This is a genomic window from Burkholderia sp. LAS2, assembly GCF_018417615.1.
In the GTDB taxonomy this organism is placed as follows: Bacteria; Pseudomonadota; Gammaproteobacteria; order Burkholderiales; family Burkholderiaceae; genus Burkholderia; species Burkholderia sola.
The window spans coordinates 527,276-547,588 of sequence record NZ_CP071052.1 but is presented as its reverse complement, the minus strand read 5'-3'; the positions used below and the strand labels follow the sequence as shown (position 1 = coordinate 547,588).

At 68.3% G+C, this 20,313-nt stretch carries 19 protein-coding genes; 13 read left to right on the top strand and 6 right to left on the bottom strand.

The genetic code is table 11. The features are described from left to right. Positions 1-5: 5 nt before the first annotated feature. Together JYG37_RS02575 and mnmC are read right to left on the bottom strand one after the other, a co-directional pair. Entirely contained in the window at positions 6-1,220 is a 1,215-nt protein-coding gene (locus JYG37_RS02575; RefSeq protein ID WP_050015784.1) for a cation:proton antiporter, read from the bottom strand. A 672-nt stretch (positions 1,221-1,892) separates the two neighbouring features. Continuing rightward, a complete protein-coding gene (mnmC, locus tag JYG37_RS02570; protein WP_213345861.1) occupies positions 1,893-3,824 on the bottom strand; it encodes a bifunctional tRNA (5-methylaminomethyl-2-thiouridine)(34)-methyltransferase MnmC2/FAD-dependent 5-carboxymethylaminomethyl-2-thiouridine(34) oxidoreductase MnmC1 in 1,932 nt (643 codons plus the stop codon). 388 nt (positions 3,825-4,212) lie between these two features. On the opposite strand from mnmC, the gene JYG37_RS02565 reads away from it, so the two are divergent. Next, on the top strand, positions 4,213-4,491 hold the full coding sequence (locus tag JYG37_RS02565) for an HU family DNA-binding protein (protein WP_006401505.1): 279 nt from the start codon (positions 4,213-4,215) through the stop codon (positions 4,489-4,491). A 129-nt stretch (positions 4,492-4,620) separates the two neighbouring features. Here the strand turns inward: JYG37_RS02565 and JYG37_RS02560 are convergent, their stop codons facing one another. Next, complete coding sequence (locus JYG37_RS02560) at positions 4,621-5,934, bottom strand: GTP-binding protein (RefSeq protein WP_050016011.1); 1,314 nt, start codon at positions 5,932-5,934, stop codon at positions 4,621-4,623. 153 nt (positions 5,935-6,087) lie between these two features. Further along, positions 6,088-6,573: a lytic transglycosylase domain-containing protein gene (locus JYG37_RS02555; protein WP_050015778.1), complete on the bottom strand. Its 486-nt coding sequence runs from the start codon at positions 6,571-6,573 to the stop codon at positions 6,088-6,090. A 367-nt stretch (positions 6,574-6,940) separates the two neighbouring features. On the opposite strand from JYG37_RS02555, the gene gspD reads away from it, so the two are divergent. The 3 genes from gspD to gspF are packed head-to-tail and all read left to right on the top strand — an operon-like array spanning position 6,941 to position 12,004. After that, complete coding sequence (gene gspD, locus JYG37_RS02550) at positions 6,941-9,286, top strand: type II secretion system secretin GspD (protein WP_050015777.1); 2,346 nt, start codon at positions 6,941-6,943, stop codon at positions 9,284-9,286. Then, entirely contained in the window at positions 9,283-10,782 is a 1,500-nt protein-coding gene (gspE, locus tag JYG37_RS02545) for a type II secretion system ATPase GspE (protein WP_050015776.1), read from the top strand. Before gspD ends, gspE begins: the two co-directional genes overlap by 4 nt. 4 nt (positions 10,783-10,786) lie before the next feature. Further along, complete coding sequence (gene gspF, locus JYG37_RS02540) at positions 10,787-12,004, top strand: type II secretion system inner membrane protein GspF (protein ID WP_050015775.1); 1,218 nt, start codon at positions 10,787-10,789, stop codon at positions 12,002-12,004. 37 nt (positions 12,005-12,041) lie between these two features. Here the strand turns inward: gspF and JYG37_RS02535 are convergent, their stop codons facing one another. After that, positions 12,042-12,452: a type II secretion system protein N gene (locus tag JYG37_RS02535; protein ID WP_006477247.1), complete on the bottom strand. Its 411-nt coding sequence runs from the start codon at positions 12,450-12,452 to the stop codon at positions 12,042-12,044. 175 nt (positions 12,453-12,627) lie between these two features. Here JYG37_RS02535 and gspG point away from each other — a divergent pair, with 175 nt between their 5' ends. The 9 genes from gspG to JYG37_RS02495 all read left to right on the top strand — a co-directional run bounded on the left by gspG (position 12,628) and on the right by JYG37_RS02495 (position 18,610). Further along, positions 12,628-13,080, top strand: coding sequence for a type II secretion system major pseudopilin GspG (gene gspG / locus JYG37_RS02530; protein WP_012492990.1), 453 nt, complete (start codon positions 12,628-12,630; stop codon positions 13,078-13,080). A gap of 38 nt (positions 13,081-13,118) precedes the next feature. Further along, a complete protein-coding gene (locus JYG37_RS02525) occupies positions 13,119-13,688 on the top strand; it encodes a GspH/FimT family pseudopilin (RefSeq protein WP_050015773.1) in 570 nt (189 codons plus the stop codon). Continuing rightward, positions 13,685-14,092, top strand: a complete 408-nt coding sequence (gspI, locus tag JYG37_RS02520) for a type II secretion system minor pseudopilin GspI (RefSeq protein WP_050015771.1) — start codon at positions 13,685-13,687, stop codon at positions 14,090-14,092. Before JYG37_RS02525 ends, gspI begins: the two co-directional genes overlap by 4 nt. After that, entirely contained in the window at positions 14,070-14,768 is a 699-nt protein-coding gene (locus tag JYG37_RS02515) for a PulJ/GspJ family protein (RefSeq protein WP_089488015.1), read from the top strand. The genes gspI and JYG37_RS02515 overlap by 23 nt, the downstream gene beginning before the upstream one ends. A 2-nt stretch (positions 14,769-14,770) precedes the next feature. Then, complete coding sequence (gene gspK, locus JYG37_RS02510) at positions 14,771-15,880, top strand: type II secretion system minor pseudopilin GspK (protein ID WP_050016009.1); 1,110 nt, start codon at positions 14,771-14,773, stop codon at positions 15,878-15,880. A 74-nt stretch (positions 15,881-15,954) separates the two neighbouring features. Then, on the top strand, positions 15,955-16,767 hold the full coding sequence (gene gspL / locus JYG37_RS34730) for a type II secretion system protein GspL (RefSeq protein WP_502775014.1): 813 nt from the start codon (positions 15,955-15,957) through the stop codon (positions 16,765-16,767). After that, positions 16,713-17,282: a type II secretion system protein GspL gene (gene gspL / locus JYG37_RS34725; protein WP_502775442.1), complete on the top strand. Its 570-nt coding sequence runs from the start codon at positions 16,713-16,715 to the stop codon at positions 17,280-17,282. The genes gspL (JYG37_RS34730) and gspL (JYG37_RS34725) overlap by 55 nt, the downstream gene beginning before the upstream one ends. Then, entirely contained in the window at positions 17,279-17,785 is a 507-nt protein-coding gene (locus JYG37_RS02500) for a type II secretion system protein M (RefSeq protein WP_050015768.1), read from the top strand. Before gspL (JYG37_RS34725) ends, JYG37_RS02500 begins: the two co-directional genes overlap by 4 nt. A 36-nt stretch (positions 17,786-17,821) precedes the next feature. Then, a complete protein-coding gene (locus tag JYG37_RS02495) occupies positions 17,822-18,610 on the top strand; it encodes a type II secretion system protein N (protein ID WP_213346078.1) in 789 nt (262 codons plus the stop codon). Between the two features lie 25 nt (positions 18,611-18,635). Here JYG37_RS02495 and JYG37_RS02490 read toward each other — a convergent pair whose 3' ends face one another. Continuing rightward, complete coding sequence (locus tag JYG37_RS02490) at positions 18,636-20,201, bottom strand: efflux transporter outer membrane subunit (protein WP_050015760.1); 1,566 nt, start codon at positions 20,199-20,201, stop codon at positions 18,636-18,638. Positions 20,202-20,313: the final 112 nt, after the last annotated feature.

Here is a 20,313-nt window from a genome sequence, read left to right as displayed (position 1 = left end):
CGGAATCAGTTGCCGTCGCTGCGTTCGCCGACCGCCGACAGGCAGCGATAGACGACGAACGGGCTGACGAGCTGCAGGATCACGATCGAGCACATCACGATCGCGCGCAGGTGCGGGTCGAAATTGGGATAAAGCTGGTAGGTATCGTCGACGAGCAGGTACGACAGCGCGGACATCGGCGTGAGCGCGATGCCGAGCGCGATGCCCTGCTTCATCCCGAGGCCGCTCGGCTTCGCGAACGCGACGACGCCGGCCAGCTTCGCGGCGAGCCGCGTGACGATCAGCACGATCGCGAGCAGCCCGCCGAGCGCGATGTCGCCCCACGTGAACGACGTGAGCGTCAGCACGAACAGCACCACCGTCAGCAGCCAGCCGGCCGTGCCGAAGTGCTCGGGCCACAGCTGCGGCCGCGCTTCGAGGTTCTTCACGATGATGCCGGCGAGCAGCAGCGTGAGCAGCGTCGACAGCTTCAACGCCTGCGCGACGGCGATCGCGAGCATCACGAGCCCGAACAGCGCGACGAACGAATGCTCGTCGCGCATCGTCGCGGTCATGTGACGGAACAGGTAGTTGCACGAACGCGCGACGAGATACGCGACGATGAACGAGCCGGCTAGCAGGTAGAGCGGCTGCAGGATCGTCGCGAAAACGTTGCCGTACGCTTCCTGGTGCAGCCAGCTCGTCACGAGCTTGGTCAGCACGATCGCGTACACGCTGTTGAGCGCGGTGAGCGTGATCAGGCGTTGCGACACCTGCCCTTCCGCGCGCAGTTCGGTCTTCAGCTGGATCACCATCGACGGCGACGTCGCGATCGCGATCGCCGACAGCACCAGCGCGACCATCCCCGATACGCCGAGCGCGAGCATCACGAACAGCACGAGCACGAACGTGAGCGTGGCCTCCGCGAGACTCGACGCGACGAGCCACGGATTGCGCCGGATCCAGCGCAGGTCGAGGCGGCTGCCGAGTTCGAACAGCAGCAGGCCGAGCGCGACGTCCATCAGGAGCCGCGAGGTTTCGTCGGTGCTGGTGTCGATCACGCCGAATCCGAACGAACCGGCGATCAGGCCGATCACGGCATAGCCGGTGATGCGCGGCAGGCGCCACGCGCGATAGCACAGCTCGCCGCACAGGCCGGCTGCGAACAGCGCGAGCCCGGCCCAGAACACGGCATCCGGCGCGAGCGGCCAGTTGGGCAGGAATGAGAACGCCGACTTCATCGTGGTGACTTCTCCTTTGGAAGCAACCGCCAGCGACGCGGGGTCAAGCGACAGGAATGGATGCGCGCCGGCTGGGTATTGCCCCGAATGTGATTGTTGTGCTCGACGATGGCGGTACATGGGGTCCGCCTGTTCCGCCACAAGGCGGAACGTCGTTCAGGTTGCCGATCTGGATTGTCGGCCTGGTGTGTGAACGGACTGCGCAGTCTCGAAGATTCAGATTCGAAATCGTGCCGACCGTTCCATTGAAGCATGTCCGGCGCTTGGCCGAACGAACGCGAAGGAAACCGATTGTGCCACAGGTTTTTCGCTCCGGAACCGATTGAATCGACGCGCGGGGCTGTGCGCCGCCGCAGGTCTTTGGTTTCAAAGGTTTACTTGTATATATACGTAGTAGAAGTTAACAAAGGACGCACAGTTCTGTGGATAACTCCGGTTTACGCTGACAGATCAAGGTGTTGGCGAAACCATAACCGGTTGCACAGGCTGTTCGCGCACAGCAGTTTGAGTTGAGCAACTTTCGGGCCGCATCACAGCTGTGCCGAGTTGCCCAGTTTACGTCCACTGTGATTGCACACGGAGTGCACGCGGATTCCGCGCGGTTATCCACAGCGTCGCGTGGATAACCTTGCGCGGAAAAATCGGGAAACTGTGACGGCTGCGGGCGGCCAGTCAGCCGGCCGAACCGACGCGGCGGGCGCGCAGTGCGCGGATCAGGAAGCGGGCGGGATCGATCGCGTCGGCGAGTTCGCGCTCGAGCGGCCACGGCTCGCCTTCGAGTTGCGACGCGATCAGTTCGGCGCCGAGCGCAGCCCATACGAGGCCGCGCGAACCGAAGCCGAATGTGCCGTAGAGGCCCGGCGTGCGCGGCAGGTCGCGCGCCTGCGCACCGCCCAGCGCGCGTGCGTTCGCGGTGGCCTGCGCCTCGTCGGCGAGCGGGCCGACGAGCGGCAGACGGTCGCCGACGACCCAGCGGAACGCCACGCGGCCGTGCAGCGTGGCCGGATCTGGCAGTTCGCCGATCAGGCCCGGCAGCAGGCGCCGCACGCGGTCGAGGTTTTCGGCGTGGCCGGCCGCGCGCATCGCGGGATCGGTGTCGTCGGGTTCGAACGTGGCGCCGATCAGCAGCGTGCCGTCGTCGAGCGGCACCGCGTAACCGTCGCCGATCGCCGGGCACGGCAGCGGCGCCGTCGTGCCCGGCGGCAGCAGCGTGAGCTGGCCGCGTACCGGTTGCAGCGCGACATGCTTGAGCCCGGCAAGACGCGCGGCGTCGCCCGCGTTCGCGAGCACGACGACAGGTGCATCGGCGAGCGTGGCGCCCGTATCGTCGAGCGCATGCCACGCGTCGCCCCGCCGTTCGAGCCGTGCGACGCCGGTGGACGCGAGCAGGCGCACGCGCTCGCCGGCCGCCGCATATTGCGCGGCGCACAGCCCGGCCGACCAGACGGCGCCGCCGTGCGGGAACAGCAGGCCGCCGTGCGCGACCGGCAGATTCAGATGTGCGCGTGCGGCATCGGCATCGAGCAGCGTCACGTAGTCGGACGGCGCGCCGAACGCATCGAAGGCGTCGCGCATCCGCGCGAAATCGTCGGCCGATTCGGCAAGATGGATCATCCCGTGCGTGCTGCGTGCGAATGCATGCCCTGCGTGTTCGAGCGCACGCCAGCGTGCGAGCGCGTGCAGGAAGCCGCCGCGCGTGAGGCGGCTCGCGACGTTGTCGTCGCGCGTCATCAACGGGTGGAACACCCCGGCCGGATTGCCCGACGCTTCGCTCGCGATCCGTTCGTGCCGCTCGATCAGCGTGACGTCCCAGCCGCGCGCGGCCAGACGTTCGACGACCGCGCAGCCGGCGAGGCCCGCGCCGATCACGATCGCACGGCGCGCTGCAACGGGCAGCGCACGCGGCGGCTCGTGCCGGCGCGCGCGCCAGCGCGGCGCATAGTCGCCGACGAGACGATCGTCGACTTCGCGGAACGTGAAACCTGTTTCGCCGAGCGCGTACTTCACGTCGTCGGACTTTGCATGGGTCGCAAACGTCGCGTGTTCGCCGGCGAGTTTCGCGAGTGCGCGGATCCCGTCGCTCGACGCCGCGGCGCCGTCGAGAAAAAACGCATCGGCGCGCGCGACGAGCTTCTTCAGCAGGTCGATCGGATCGCCGAACGCGAGCGTGAGCACCACGCGTCCTTCGTCGAATTCGAGCCGGTGCACGCCCGGCACGAGCATCTGCCATGCGTCGATCAATGCATCGGTGTCTGCCGATATGGTTGTGTCCGCAACCATATGCGAAACCGCGCGGCGCAGGTCGTCGCGCGAGAACGGATGCGACTCGACTGCAACGACATGCAACCGTTCGCAGCGCGCGGGATCGTCGCGCCACGCGGCCCACGCCGCGAGGAAGCCGGCGCCCGCGCCGAATTCGGTCGCGACGATCGTAAACGTCCGGCGGCGCTGCCAGCGCGTGGGCAGCCCGTTGCCGGAGACGAACGCGCGATGTGCGTGCGCGAGCGTGCCGGATGCGCCGCGATGAAGCTCGCCGAACTCGGGCGAGACGAGCGTGCCGTCGTCGCGAAGCGCGAGCGAGGCGTAAACAAGTCGGTCGGGCATGCGAAACAAAAAACGTGGCAGCCAAGCCTGGCAAGGGATTGCGGCAGGCCGTCCGATCGGCCGTTGGAAAAGGGCAACGGGGCGACGGGCGGGCGGACCACGCTGCGTATCCTGTCCGGTTGGCGCAGGTCAAAAAACGGGCAATCGACGATTCATTCGGCGAAATACCGATGAAAATCTTTGAAACCCTTGTCGTTATTGGGTTTGCGCTGCGCTATCATAGCAACGCCGTACCGCGGGGTGGCCGCCGGCAAGCCGGAGGGCGCGTCGCGCGGGCCAGGATTCGGCGCTGTGTCGTCGGAGTCTGACTCTCGACGGCACGGTTCGCGCACGTATAATCGGCGCGTTCGCGCTGTTCGTGTCAACCTAACCTGATAAAGGAACCTTAATGAACAAACAGGAACTGATCGACGCCGTCGCCGCCCAAACGGGCGCCAGCAAGGCTCAAACCGGCGAAACGCTGGACACGCTGCTCGAAGTCATCAAGAAGGCCGTGTCGAAGGGTGATGCGGTTCAGCTGATCGGCTTCGGCAGCTTCGGTTCGGGCAAGCGCGCAGCACGTACGGGCCGCAACCCGAAGACGGGCGAAACCATCAAGATCCCGGCAGCCAAGACGGTCAAGTTCACGGCTGGCAAGGCGTTCAAGGATGCCGTCAACAAGCGTTAAACCCGCGCCTGTTCCAGAAAAAACCCGCCTCTCGGCGGGTTTTTTGTTGGGCGCGCGCGGCATTTTCGCCACAGTTCGCGCCGCCCTTGCAAAAGTTAACGGTTGTTTTTACAAGCCGTTACCACGCGATCACGCGTGCACGATCTGCGTGTCGCCGTGATCGTCGTCGTCGTGCGAATCGACGTCCCACGCCGGGAACGGATCGTCGAACGCGGCCCATCCCGCCGCGCCGAGTGCGAACTCCGCATCCGTCAGCAGACACGCGTCGAGTTTCGTGCGCCACGCATCGGCGTCGAGCGCGATGCCGATCAGCACGAGTTCCTGCCGGCGATCTCCGACCGTGCGATCGTCGAGATCGCCGAGCCATTCGGTGCGGATTTCAGCGAGCAGCTCGTCGTCGTCGGGCCATTCAGCGCGATCCTGCGCCGCCCACCACAAACCCGCCGGCCCGTGCCGGCATACGCCGCCCGCCTGCGACAGCGAGCCCGCGATGTCGTTGCGCGTCGCGAGCCAGAAGAAACCCTTGCTGCGCAGCACGCCCGGCCACTCCTGATGCAGCAGCGCCCACAGCCGTGCCGGGTGAAACGGCCGGCGCGCGCGGTAAACGAAATTGCCGATCCCGAATTCGTCGGCTTCGCCGTGCACGTGCGCATGATGGTCGTCATGGCAGTCGGGGTCGTCGCAATGCGTGTGATCGTGGTCGAGCGATGCGAGCCAGCCCGGTGCGTTCGCGGCTTCGTCGAAATCGAAGCGGCCGGTGTTCAGCACTTCGTCGAGCGGCACGTTGCCGAACGTCGATACGACCTGATGCGCGCGCGGATTGAGACGCGCGAGGATGTGCTGCAGGCGTGCGAGATCGTCCGCGCCGACCAGATCGGCCTTGTTGATCACCAGCACGTCGCAGAATTCGATCTGCTCGATCAGCAGCTCGACGAGCGTGCGGTCGTCGTCTTCCGACGCGGCGATGCCGCGCGTCGCGAGCGCATCGTCGGAGCCGTAGTCGCGCAGGAAGTTGTACGCGTCGACCACGGTGACGAGCGTGTCGAGCCGCGCGATCGACGACAGCGACGCGCCGTCGTCGTCGACGAACGTGAACGTTTCGGCGATCGGCATCGGCTCCGCGATACCGGTCGATTCGATCATGATCGCGTCGAAGCGGCCTTCGGACGCGAGGTTGCGGATTTCGACGAGCAGATCGTCGCGCAGCGTGCAGCAGATGCAGCCGTTCGACATCTCGACGAGGCGTTCCTCGACGTGCGACAGCGCCTGCGCGTCGCGCACGAGCGACGCGTCGATGTTGACCGCCGCGAGATCGTTGACGATCACCGCGACTTTCAGGCCCGCGCGGTTCGCGAGCACGTGGTTGAGCAGCGTGGTCTTGCCGGCGCCGAGGAAACCGGACAGCACGGTGACGGGCAACGGCTGTTTCATTGCCGGATTCATGATGATATGCACCAACGGAAAAGATGAAAAAGCGGCCGCGGCGCCCTGCCGGGGCGCGATCGGCCCGCACGCGGGCGAAACGGCGGCGTCAGCCCGCATTGTGCATCAAACGCGCGCGGCCGGCCCTGCGTCAACCGGCGACGCGGCGCCGAATCACTGAGCGGGCTGCGCTGGCTGCGCGGCCTGGGCAGTCTGCGCGGACGGCAGCAGCTTCCATTGCGTCAGGATGCCGGCGATCTGCCGCGCGTACTTGTCGCGCAGCGACGGCGTTTCCGAATGATAGGCGCCGACCGCCTGCCACGTGTTGCCGTAGCGGTTCATCTTCTGTTTGAGATGCCACGCGGCGATGTACACGTTCTTGCACGGCTCCATCAGCGTGTCGCGGCCGATCCCGTAACGCGACAGCGTGGGCAGGTGGATCGAATTGATCTGCATCAGGCCGTAGTCGACCGAGCCGTTCGTATTCTTGTTCAGCGCACCGGGCCGGTTGCGCGATTCCTGCCATGCGATCGCGCGCAGGATCAGCGGATTGACCTGCTGATATTTGGCCGCTTCGTCGAAACAATCCGCGCGTGCGTTGCCGCTGGCGAACCACGCGCCGGCGGCGATCAACGCGATCGAAGCGAACCGTCTGTTCATCGTGCGGAAACGGAAAGGAATTGCGCGAAGCTCGGGAAAACCCGTGCCTGTTATTAATGCGACGAGAAACGCGCCGCCCGTATCATACCGGCAGACCGTCCAATTGCGACAGGCAGGAATACGGCAGCCCGGTTATACCGCATTTCCGTGTCGATTCATCTCGAAATCGGGGCGACGGCCGGCATGCGGAGGGTGACGCCGATCCTTACATATCGCATACGATTCGCCGGACACATGTCGTATGTGAGACAGTCTTCGGATCAATGTGATATTTCGGACATGAAAAACTGCTAATGTCGCCTCTTTCGGACTTGGATCCCAGCACTACCGCCGGAAGTGGCCTGAGCCGGCATCGACCCATTCATCCATGACAAGAAATCGCTTCGTTATGCGGCGTATCGCCACGACCCTGCTCGTGGCCGGTATCATCGTCTCGCAGGCTGCCTACGCTCAGGTCACGCTCAACTTCGTGAATGCGGACATCGACCAGGTCGCGAAAGCGATCGGCGCCGCGACCGGCAAGACCATCATCGTCGACCCCCGCGTGAAGGGGCAGCTCAATCTCGTCGCCGAACGGCCGGTGCCGGAAGACCAGGCGTTGAAGACGCTGCAGTCGGCGCTGCGCATGCAGGGCTTCGCGCTCGTGCAGGATCACGGCGTGCTGAAGGTCGTGCCGGAAGCCGACGCGAAGCTGCAGGGCGTGCCGACCTACGTCGGCAATGCGCCGCAGGCGCGTGGCGACCAGGTGATCACGCAGGTGTTCGAGCTGCACAACGAATCGGCGAACAACCTGCTGCCCGTGCTGCGGCCGCTGATCTCGCCGAACAACACGGTGACGGCCTACCCGGCGAACAACACGATCGTCGTGACCGACTATGCGGACAACGTGCGCCGCATCGCGCAGATCATCTCCGGTATCGACAGCGCCGCGGGTGCGCAGGTGCAGGTCGTGACGCTGCGCAACGCGAACGCGATCGACCTCGCCGCGCAGATGCAGAAGATGCTCGACCCGGGTGCGATCGGCAACAGCGACGCGACGTTGAAGGTGTCGGTCACGGCCGACCCGCGCACCAACTCGCTGCTGCTGCGCGCATCGAACGGCTCGCGCCTCGCGGCCGCGAAACGCCTCGCGCTGCAGCTCGACGCGCCGAGCGCGGTGCCCGGCAACATGCACGTCGTGCCGCTGCGCAACGCCGATGCGGTGAAGCTCGCGAAGACGCTGCGCGGGATGCTCGGCAAGGGCGGCGGCAATGACAGCGGCGCGTCGGCGTCGTCCAACGATGCGAACAGCTTCAACCAGAACGGCGGTTCGTCGGCGAGCGGCAACTTCTCGACCGGCACGTCGGGCACCCCGCCGCTGCCGTCGGGCGGCCTCGGCGGTTCGTCGTCCTCGTCCGGGTATGGCGGCGGCTCGTCCGGCGGTGGCCTCGGTACGGGCGGCCTGCTCGGCGGCGACAAGGACAAGAGCGGTGACGACAACCAGCCGGGCGGGATGATCCAGGCCGACTCGGCGACCAACTCGCTGATCATCACCGCGTCCGATCCGGTTTACCGGAACCTGCGCTCGGTGATCGACCAGCTCGACGCGCGGCGCGCGCAGGTCTATATCGAAGCGCTGATCGTCGAGCTGAACTCGACGACGCAGGGCAACCTGGGCATCCAGTGGCAGGTCGCGAGCGGCCAGTTTCTCGGCGGCACGAACCTGAACCCCGGGCTGGGGCTCGGCAACAGCATCATCAACCTGACGGCGGGCGGCTTGACCAACGCGGCCGGCGGGGTCACCGGCGGCGGGCTGGCGTCCAATCTCGGGCAGTTGTCCCAGGGCCTCAACATCGGCTGGCTGCATAACATGTTCGGCGTGCAGGGGCTCGGCGCGTTGCTGCAGTATTTCTCGGGCGTGAGCGACGCGAACGTGCTGTCGACGCCGAACCTGATCACGCTCGACAACGAGGAAGCGAAGATCGTCGTCGGCCAGAACGTGCCGATCGCGACCGGTTCATACTCGAACCTGACGAGCGGCACGACGAGCAATGCGTTCAATACCTACGATCGCCGCGACGTCGGCCTGACGCTGCACGTGAAGCCGCAGATCACCGACGGCGGGATCCTGAAGCTGCAGCTCTACACGGAGGATTCGGCGGTCGTCAGCGGGACCACGAACGCGCAGACCGGCCCGACCTTCACGAAACGCTCGATCCAGTCGACGATCCTGGCCGACAACGGCGAGATCATCGTGCTCGGCGGCCTGATGCAGGACAACTACCAGGTGTCGAACAGCAAGGTGCCGCTGCTCGGCGACATCCCGTGGATCGGCCAGCTGTTCCGTTCGGAATCGAAGCAGCGCGCGAAAACCAACCTGATGGTGTTCCTGCGTCCGGTGATCATTTCCGATCGCAGCACCGCGCAGGAAGTCACCGCGAACCGCTACGACTACATCCAGGGCGTGACGGGCGCCTACAAGTCGGACAACAACGTGATCCGCGACAAGGACGACCCGGTCGTCCCGCCGATGCCGCTGGGTCCGAGCCAGGGCGGCACGCCGGCCGGCAACCTGTTCGATCTCGACAAGATGCGCCGCCAGCAGTTGCAGCGCCAGGTCGCGCCGGTACCGGCCCAGCCGCTGCCGGAAGCAACGCCCGCGCAGCCGCAGAGCGTGCCGCAGCAGGCGGTGCCGCAACAGCCGCTGACCACCGCGCCGGGAGCGTCGCAGTGAGCGACGTGCTCGCGTCATCCGCCCACGACGGCGCGCCGGGCGAGCGCCAGCCGCCGTCGCCGCTCGCCGCTCGCCTGCTGCCGTACGGTTTCGCGAAGAGCGGCCAGGTGCTGATCGCGCATCAGCTCGACGACACGCTCGAGGTGTGGATCAGCGAACGCACGAGCGACGCCGCGCTCGCGGAAATCGCGCGCAACTTCGGTTCGATTTCCGTGCATCGCGTGCCGGCCGACGAGCTCGCGCAGGCGATCAACCAGGCCTACGCACGCCAGGACGGCAGCGCCGCGCAGGTGGTCGGCGAGGTCGAAGGCGAAGTCGACCTGTCGCGGCTGATGCAGGACATCCCCGAAGTCGAGGATCTGCTCGAATCGGAAGACGACGCGCCGATCATCCGGATGATCAACGCGCTGCTCACGCAAGCGGCGCGCGAACAGGCGTCGGACATCCACATCGAGCCGTTCGAGAATGCGTCGGTCGTGCGCTTTCGCGTCGACGGCACGCTGCGCGACGTCGTGCGCCCGAAGAAGGCGCTGCACGGCGCGCTGATCTCGCGGATCAAGATCATGGCGCAGCTCGACATCGCCGAGAAACGGCTGCCGCAGGACGGCCGCATCACGCTGCGCGTCGGCGGCCGGCCGGTCGACGTGCGGGTGTCGACGCTGCCGACCGGGCATGGCGAGCGCGCGGTGCTGCGTCTCCTGGAAAAGGACGCGCAGCGGCTGAACCTCGAAGCGCTCGGGATGGGTCGCGACACGCTCGTCCAGTTCGACAAGCTGATCGCCCGTCCGCACGGCATCGTGCTCGTCACCGGCCCGACCGGTTCCGGCAAGACGACCACGCTGTACGCGTCGATGTCGCGGCTCGAAACCGCGACGACCAATATCATGACCGTCGAGGATCCGATCGAATACGACCTGTCCGGCATCGGCCAGACGCAGGTGAACGAGCGGATCGGGATGACCTTCGCCCGCGCGCTGCGCTCGATCCTGCGCCAGGACCCGGACGTGATCATGATCGGCGAAATCCGCGACCTCGAAACCGCGCAGATCGCGGTGCAGGCGTCGCTGACGGGCCACCTCGTGCTCGCGACGCTGCACACGAACGATGCGGCGTCCGCCGTCACCCGTCTGACCGACATGGGTGTCGAGCCGTACCTGCTCGCGTCGTCGCTGCTCGGCGTGCTCGCGCAGCGCCTCGTGCGCCAGCTCTGCCCCGTCTGCAAGGAAGAGCGGCACGAGGACGGCCGCACCGTGTGGCATCCGGTCGGCTGCGACAAGTGCGGGCATTCGGGCTATGCGGGCCGGCGCGGCGTGTACGAACTGCTGCTCGTCGACGAGTCGATCCGCACGCTGATCCACCGCAACGCGGCCGATGCCGAGATCCTGGCCGCCGGCCGCGCGGAAGGGATGCGCACATTGCGCGACGACGCGGAGCGCTGGCTCGCGTCCGGCGCAACGTCGCTCGAGGAAGTGCTGCGCGTGACGGGAGGCGCATAGCGCGATGCCGGCATTCCGTTTCGAAGCAATCGATTCGGCGGGGCGCGCGCAGAAAGGCGTGATCGATGCCGACAGCGCGCGAGCCGCGCGCGGCCAGCTGCGCACGCAGGGGCTGACGCCGCTCGTCGTCGAGCCGGCCGCCAGCGCGACGCGCGGCGCGCGTTCGCAGCGGCTCGCGTTCGGCCGCAAGCTGTCGCAGCGCGAGCAGGCGATCCTCACGCGCCAGCTTGCGAGCCTGCTGATCGCGGGGCTGCCGCTCGACGAGGCGCTCGGCGTGCTGACCGAGCAGGCCGAACGCGACTACATCCGCGAACTGATGGCCGCGATCCGCGCGGAAGTGCTCGGCGGCCATTCGCTCGCGAATGCGCTGGGCCAGCATCCGCGCGATTTTCCGGAAATCTACCGCGCACTCGTTGCCGCGGGCGAGCACACCGGCAAGCTCGGCATCGTGCTGTCGCGCCTCGCCGACTACATCGAGCAAAGCAATGCGCTGAAGCAGAAGATCCTGCTGGCGTTCACGTATCCGGGCATCGTCACGCTGATCGCGTTCGGCATCGTCACGTTCCTGCTGAGCTACGTCGTGCCGCAGGTCGTCAACGTGTTCGCGAGCACGAAGCAGCAGTTGCCGATCCTCACGGTCGTGATGATGGCGCTGTCGGAATTCGTGCGGCACTGGTGGTGGGCGATCCTGATCGCGGTCGCGCTCGTCGTGTGGTTCGTGAAGGCGACGCTGTCGCGCGCCGGGCCCAGGCTCGCGTTCGATCGCTGGGTGCTGACCGCGCCGCTCGCCGGCAAGCTCGTGCGCGGCTACAACACGGTGCGCTTCGCGAGCACGCTCGGGATTCTCACCGCGGCCGGCGTGCCGATCCTGCGCGCGCTGCAGGCGGCCGGCGAGACGCTGTCGAACCGCGCGATGCGCGCGAACATCGACGATGCGATCGTGCGCGTGCGCGAAGGCTCCGCGCTGTCGCGCGCGCTGAACAACGTGAAGACGTTTCCGCCGGTGCTCGTGCACCTGATTCGTTCGGGCGAGGCGACGGGCGACGTGACGACGATGCTGGATCGCGCGGCCGAAGGCGAAGCGCGCGAACTCGAGCGCCGCACGATGTTCCTGACGAGCCTGCTGGAGCCGCTGCTGATCCTCGCGATGGGCGGCATCGTGCTCGTGATCGTGCTGGCCGTGATGCTGCCGATCATCGAGCTGAACAACATGGTGCAGTGACGGTGCGGCCCGATTCCGACGGATGGGCCGCTACCGTTCAGCGCATGTAGATCGCGGGGGACGGCGTGTTCGCCGGGAGCTGGATTTCGGCGCGGGCGCCGTTGCGGTCGACGATGATCGAGCGCGGCCGGACTTCGGCGAGCTTCGCGCCGGACGTGACCTCCGCGCCGAGCGATACGGCGCGCGGCGGTTCGCCGCCGACGCCGACGATCGCGGCGCCGCCATGATCGAGCGCGAGAATGCCGAACAGGTGGATGTCCTGGACGGGATTCTTGTCGAGCTGGCCGCCGAAGAGCGCCGCGGCGTCCTCGGTGCGGATCGGCAGCCGCGCGGCGGCGGCGGGCAGCGGCGCTTCGCGGGCCGACAGCGTGACGACCCAGTAGGTGGCCGTCGCGCACAAACCCGCGAAGAGGGCGAGGGAAAGGATCCGGATCGAGAGCGCGTTCATGCGCGCTATTGTACGGATGTATATGAAATTTGCGTTGGGTGAAAGCCCTCGGCGATGCGCGCCTTACAATGCGTGCTCCGCGCCCGCCGGTCCGGAAGGTTGCTGTCAGGCAATCGTCCGGTGCGCCGGGTGCGTCACTCAATCGACGACATTTTTTGGAAAGAGGTAGTCAGTCATGCAAACGTGGATCACTCGCCGCAACGCGGCCGTGCGTCGTCAGCGCGGTTTCACGCTGATCGAGATCATGGTGGTGGTCGCGATCCTCGGGATCCTGGCGGCGCTGATCGTGCCGAAGATCATGAGCCGCCCCGACGAGGCGCGCCGCATCGCCGCGAAGCAGGACATCGGCACGATCATGCAGGCGCTCAAGCTGTACCGCCTGGACAACGGCCGCTATCCGACCCAGGAGCAGGGCCTGAACGCGCTGATCCAGAAGCCGACCAACGATCCGATCCCGAACAACTGGAAGGACGGCGGCTATCTCGAGCGCCTGCCGAACGATCCGTGGGGCAACGGGTACAAGTACCTGAACCCGGGCGTGCACGGCGAGATCGACGTGTTCAGCTACGGCGCCGACGGCAAGGAAGGCGGCGAAAGCAACGACTCCGACATCGGCTCGTGGCAGTAAGCCGGCGCTGATCGGCCCGACGTTTCATTCCGTTCTTCATGCTCGCCATTCGCACGACCTCCCGCTGCGGCCGCGATTGCCGCGTGCGTCGCGGTGCGGTGCCGTCCGTACCGGCAGGTGCCGATGGCGGCTTGATGAAGCCCCGCGCGGCGCGCCGTCGCGGGCGCGGCTTCACGCTGCTCGAAATGCTGGTCGTGCTCGTGATCGCCGGGTTGCTCGTGTCGCTCGCGTCGCTGTCGTTGACGCGCAATCCGCGCACCGACCTGCGCGAGGAAGCGCAGCGGATCGCGCTGCTGTTCGAGACGGCCGGCGACGAAGCGCAGGTGCGCGCGCGGCCGATCGCGTGGCAACCAACCGCGCACGGTTTCCAGTTCGACGTGAGCTCGCCCGACGGCTGGCGCACGCTGCGCGACGACCTGCTGCGCCCGCGCGACTGGGACGGCGGCGTCACCGGCGCGGACATCGATTACCCGGGGTCGGACACGCGCGCGAACCGCGTCGTGTTCGGCACCGAGAGCATCGACACGCCGGTGCGCGTGACGCTGCATTCGGCCGCCGGCAGCGCGACGATCGTCGGCACCGGCAACGGTCGCTACGAGGTGCAATGACGATGCGTCGTCGCCTGCCCTTCCCCGTTTCCTCCGCCCGCGGCTTCACGATGATCGAGGTGCTGGTCGCGCTCGCGATCATCGCGGTCGCGCTCGCCGCGTCGATCCGCGCGGTCGGCACGATGGCGAGCAACGCGTCCGACCTGCATCGCCGGCTGCTCGCCGGCTGGAGCGCCGACAACGCGCTTGCGCAGCTGCGGCTCACGCATGCGTGGCCGGAAGTCGGGGAGCAGAGCTTCGACTGCTCGCAAGGCAACGTGCAGCTCGTCTGCACGCAGCGCGTGAGCACCACGCCGAACCCGGTGTTCCGGCGCGTGCGGATTTCGGTGAGTACGCCCGGCCGTGCCGGCGTGCTCGCGCAGATGGTGACGGTGGTCGCGAATGAAACCAGCCGTCCGCTCTGACGCGCCGATGCGACGCCCGTCCACCCGTGCCGCCCGCCTCGCCCGCGGCTTCACGCTGATCGAGCTGATGATCGCGATCGCGATTCTCGCGGTGGTCGCGATCCTCGCATGGCGCGGGCTCGACCAGATCATGCGCGGTCGCGACAAGGTCGCGGCCGCGATGGAAGACGAGCGCGTGTTCGCGCAGATGTTCGACCAGATGCGCATCGACGCGCGGCTCGCCGCGACCGACGACGAGGCCGGCCAGCCGGCGATCGGCGTCGCCGGCAATACGCTGCAGATCGTGCGCGAACTCGACGTGCCGGGCGTCGCGCCGCGGCTGCAGGTGGTCCGCTACCGGATCGCCGGCGGGCGCGTCGTGCGCTATGCATCGCCGCCGATCGACGACACGAACCGGCTGCGCACCCTGCTGAAGGACAGCAGCGTCGACGGCTGGAGCTGGGTCGCGCTGATGGGCGGCGTCGGCGCGATCGACGCGAAGCTGTACGTGCCGCGCGTGGGCTGGACCACCAACCTGCAGACGGCCGACGAAGCGCTCGCACAGAACAACGACGCGCTGAAGGTGCCGCAGATCGGCAACGCGCCGCCGGCGCGCGCGGTGACCGGGCTGCAGGTCAGCATCGGCGCGACGTCGCTGCGCGTGCCGGTCACGCGCATCTTCCTCGTCGGGGAATGACGATGCGTGCGCGCCCTTCCCGTCGAATCCGGGCCCGCCGCCAGCGCGGCGCCGCGATCATCACCGCGCTGCTCGTGGTCGCGCTGTCGGCGATCCTCGTGTCGGGGATGCTGTGGCGCCAGCAGGTGCAGATTCGCCGCATCGAGAACCAGCGGGTAATCGCGCAGGCACAGTGGGTCGCGCGCGGCGCGCTCGACTGGACGCGGATGATCCTGCGCTCCGAAGGCGATACGGCGCCCGGCATCACGTATCTCGGCGGGATCTGGGGCGTGCCGATCGCGAAGACGAAGCTGTCGGATTTCCTCGGCCGCATCGGCGCGCCCAACGACACGGACGCCGAAGACACCTATCTGTCCGGCTCGATCGAGGATGCGCAGGCGAAGTTCAACCTGCGCAACCTCGTGTCGTCGCCGGCGCCCGGCGTGCTGCAGCTGAACGTCACGCAGATGCAGGCGTTCCAGCGCCTGCTGACGACGCTCGGCTACGACAGCGCATTCGCGAAGCGCATCGCGCTGCAGGTGCGTGCGGGGCTGCTGCATTCGGCCACGCGGTTCCAGATGCCGAACCTGCCCGGCGGCGGCGGGACCGCCGCGACCGCCGCGACCGCACCGGTGACGAGCGGCGACATGCAGGGCAGCGGCTTCACCGACGATCCGGGGATGGCCGGCGGCGACCGCGGGCCCGCGCCGCTGATGATGACGCGCGTCGACAGCCTGCTCGACGTCGACGGCGTGACGCCGGAGATGGTCGCGCGGCTGCGCCCGTTCGTCACCGTGCTGCCGACCACGACGCCCGTGAACATGAACACCGCGCCGGCCGAAGTGATCGCCGCGCTGATACCGGGGATGAGCGTGTCGTCCGCGCAGGCGCTCGTGGCGCGCCGCGAGACGGTGTTTTTCCGCAACGTCGGCGACGTGCAGCTCGCGCTGCGCGGCGCCGGCGCGCCGCCGAACGTGACGATCGACTCGAGCCTCGTCGACGTCAATTCGAGCTATTTCATCGTGCATGGCCGGATCCAGCACGAACGCGCGGAGGTCGATCGCACCTCGCTCGTGTATCGTGATCCGACCACGCACTCGACGCGGGTCGTGCGCATCCGCGACCAGCTATAACGACGCCAATCGGGAGAGGAGCTCTTGTGAGCACGTTGATTGTTTCTTTGCCGCCGCGCGAGCCTGCCGTGCCGTTGCAGGAATGGCAGTGGCCCGAGCTGCCGTTCACGCTCGTCGACAAGGCCAGCCACGTGCAGCGCGCGGGCCGCGCCGCACTCGCGCTGCTGCCGCGCGCGAACGCGACGGTGCTGATCGTCGCCGCGCGCGACGTGCTGCTGCTGGCCGCGACCGTGCCGCCGCTGAAGGGGCCGAAGCTGCGCCAGGCGCTGCCCAACATCGTCGAGGATCAGCTGATCCAGGATCCGCTCGGCTGCCATATCGCGCTCGATCCGGCCCCGCTGCCCGACGGGCGCCGCGTGCTGGCCGTCGTCGATCGCGCGTGGTTCCGCACGATCTGCGACGCGTTTACCGCGGCCGGCCACCGGCACCTGAGCGCGGTGCCCGCGACCCGCTGCCTGCCGGCGCCGCGCGCGTCGGCCGACGCCGCATCCGCCGTGCCGGCCGACGGCGAGCCCGCCGACGCCGCCGCCCTCGTCGCGGACGTCGCCGAGCCGGCTGCCCCCGCCCGGCGACGGTCGCCGCGGTGCTCGGGCTCGCGACGGCGGTCGAGCCGGTGCTCGTCGAAGCCGGCGCGCTGCCGGCCGCGGCCGGTGCGCCGCGCCTCGAGCTGGCGGTCGCGCGCGGTGCGCTCGGCGAAGGCTTCGCGGCGCCCGCGTCGCGCGCCGCCGGCACGCTGGCCGCGCTCGCGGGCGGCGGCGACATCGAGCTGTACGAACTCGGTGAGCCGGGCGCGGAGCCGCGGCTCGCGTCGGTCGGCCGCACGGACGCGCCGCTGCTGCCGGGCGCCGCGCCGCTGTCGTTCGATACGTTCGCGCGCCGGGCGCTGACCGAGAAATTCGATCTGTGCCAATTCGAGTTCGAATCGCAGCCGTGGCGCTTCGACCGCGCGACGCTCAAGCGCCTGCGCGTGCCGATCGCGCTCGCCGCGGCGACGCTCGGCGTCGCGGTGATCGGGATGAACGTGCACTGGTGGAAGCTGTCGCGCGAGCGCGATGCGCTGTCCGCGCAGATCACCGAGACGCTGCTGTCTGCCTTTCCGAAGACGACCACCGTGCTCGACCCGCCCGCGCAGATGCAACGCCAGCTCGACCAGCTTCGGCTGGCTGCCGGCGAGCTGTCGCCGAATGATTTCCTCGCGCTGTCGAGCGGCCTGGCGCGCTCGATGGGTGCGCTGCCGCTGAATGGCATCGCGTCGCTCGACTATCACGACCGGCGGCTCGACGTCGGCTTCAAGCCGGAGGTCAAGGTCGATCCCGATTTCACGCAGCGCCTCGCGCGTAACGGACTGTCCGGCGAAGTCGACAGCAACACGGGCAAATGGACGATCCGGAGCCGCTCATGAAAACCGAACAACTGAACCAGACGCTGGCCCAGTTCTGGGGCGAGCGCTCGCCGCGCGAGAAGATGCTGCTCGGCTGGGGCGGCGCCGTGCTGGCCGTCGCGATCGCGTATTCGGTGCTGTGGTCGCCCGCGCAGGAAGGCCGTGCGCGAATCCAGCGCGCGCTGCCGACGATGCGTCACGAACTCGCGCAGATGACCGCGCAGGCGAACGAGGCGAAATCGCTGTCGGCTGCCGCGCAGGGCGTCGCGCCGACCGGCCTCGCGCTCAAGGATGCGCTGACCGCGTCGCTGTCCGATCACGGGCTGCAGGGCGCGCAGGTGCAGATCGTCGGCAATGGCGTGCAGATCCAGATGAAGAACGTGTCGTTCCCGGCATGGACCCAGTGGCTCGACGATGCGCGCCGGCAGTTCAAGGTGCAGGTCGGCGAAGCGCATGCCACGGCGCTGAAGGAAGACGGCCAGGTGGACCTGACGGCCGTGATGCAGCCTTCCGTCCAGAAATAGATGACCGCAGTGGATGACGCAAACGAAGGCCGGCCGATGCGGCCGTGGGTGAGACGGCTCGTCGCCGTGTTGCCATGGGTGCTGGCGGGCGGCGTGGCGACGGCGGTGACGCTCGTCGCGCTCGCGCCGGCCGCGTGGATCGCGCCGCAGTTCGCGCGGGCGACCGGCGGTCACGTGAATCTCGTCGATCCGGACGGGTCGCTGTGGCACGGCTCGGGCACGCTGATGCTCGCGCCGGGCGCCGACCAGAGCGCGGCGACGCTGCTGCCGGGACGGGTCGAATGGACCACGCGCTTCTGGCCGCTGCTGACCGGGCGCGTGCAGATGCGCCTGCGGCAGACGGAAGCGATGCCCGATGCGGTCACGCTCGATGCGACGTGGCGCGGCGCGGTGCTGTCGGCGGGCACGATGGCGGTGCCCGCGTCGCTGCTCGCGGGGCTCGGCACGCCGTTCAACACGCTCGACCTGCAGGGCGACGTGCGGCTCGGCTGGAGCGACTGGCGGCTCATCGGCAACAACGCGTTCGGCCAGTTGACGGTGACGATCGATTCGATGAGTTCGCGCGTGTCGCGCGTGAAGCCGCTCGGTTCGTACCGCGCGGTATTGCAGGCGAAGGGCGCGGGCGCCGATCTCGACCTGTCGACGACGCAGGGCCCGCTGTTTCTCGACGGGCACGGCAGCTTCGGCCCCGGCCAGGGATCGTTTCGCGGGACCGCGCATGCGGCGCCCGAGCAGCAGGCGAACCTCGCCGGGCTGCTGAATCTGCTCGGCCACCCGATCGGCAACAACCAGGTTTCGCTGATCTTCGGCGACGCGCAGCGCTGATTGCGCGCGTCGCCCGCTTCCCTGCCTACTTCTGCGCGAGCGGCGCAGCGACCGACGGTGCGGTAGCCGCGGGCGCGGCCGCACCGGACGCCGGCACCGGCGCCGCCATGTCGCCGTTCTCGCGCGCCATCGCCGACACGTCCCAGCCGCCGCCGAGCGCCTTCACGAGCCCGACCGACGATACCATCCGCTGCCCGGCGATCGTCGCGAGCTTCTGCTGCGCGGTGAACGCGGTGGTTTGCGCGTTCAGTACGTTCAGATACGCGACCGTGCCCGCCTTGTACTGGTTCGTGACGATCGCGAGCGCGTGCTCGGCGCTGTCGACGGCCTGCCGCTGCACGTCGATTTCCTGCGCGAGGATCCGCTGCGACGCAAGGTTGTCCTCGACGTCCTGAAACGCGGTCAGCACCGCGAGGCGATAGGCGGCGACGTCCTGGTCGTAGGTCGCGCGCGCGGCGTCGGTCTGCGCGGCGCGCAGCCCCGCGTCGAACAGCGTGGCCGCGAGCTGCGGGCCGACCGTCCAGAAGCGCGCCGGCAGCGTGAACAGCTGCGACCACACCGAGCTCTGGAAGCCGCCGGTGGCCGACAGCGTCAGCGTGGGGAAGAACGCGGCGATCGCGACGCCGATCTGCTCGTTCGCGGCCGCCGCGCGGCGCTCGGCCGCCGCGACGTCGGGCCGGCGCTCGAGGATCGTGGACGGCACGTCGACCGGCGTGATCGGCGGCTCGGCCGCGAGCGGGGTCGGCGGCAGCGAGAAGGTCGACGCGGGCTCGCCGATCAGCGTCGCGATCGCATGCTCGTACTGCGCGCGGGCGACGCCGTTGTCGATCTGCGCGGCCTGCGCGCTCTGCAGTTGCGTCTGCGCCTGGATCACGTCCGCGCGCGCGGCGACGCCCTGCGCGTACTGGTTCTGCGTGAGCTGCAGCGAGCGTTCGTACGACTTCACGGTGTCGTCGAGCAGCTGTTGCAGCGCATCGGACGTGCGCAACTGGAAATAGGTCTGCGCGAGCAGCGCCTGCTGCGACAGCCGCGCGTTCGCGAGATCGGCCGCGGCGGCCGCTTCGCCGGCGCGCTGCGCGCTGACGGTGCGGCTCACCTTGCCCCACAGGTCGGGTTCCCAACTGGCGTCGAGGCCGACGCTGTAGCTGTTGTTGATCGACCCGGTCGACCCGCTGCCGAAATTCGACGACGAACCCGACGACAGCGACGTGCGCGGCGACCGCGCGCGCGAGCCCGATGCAGTCAGCCCGACGGTCGGGAAATACGCGGCGCGCGCCTCGGTGACGAGCGCGCGCGCCTGCCGGTAGGCGGCCGCCGATTGCGCGATGGTCTGGTTCGACGCGTTGAGCTTGCCGATCAGCGCATCGAGCTGCCGATCGTTGTAGACCGTCCACCAGGCGCCGCGGTCGGCACGATCGGCGGGCTGCGCGACTTTCCAGCCGGCCGGCGCTTCCTTGAAGGCGGCGGGGATCGACGTGTCGGGCCGGTGATAGTCGGGCCCGACGGCGCAGCCGGCGAGCAGCACGGCCGTCGCAATGGCGACGGCGGCGCTCAGCGGGCGAACGGCGCGCGGGAGGGGGGCGTACGGCATGGTGGTTTTCCTGTCTGGGCGTGACGGCCGGCGAGCGGCGTCGCGCGATGCGGTCGTCGTGCCGCTGGCGGACAAATGGTAACTGACGGCGGGAAAGCTGCGCAGCCCCAAG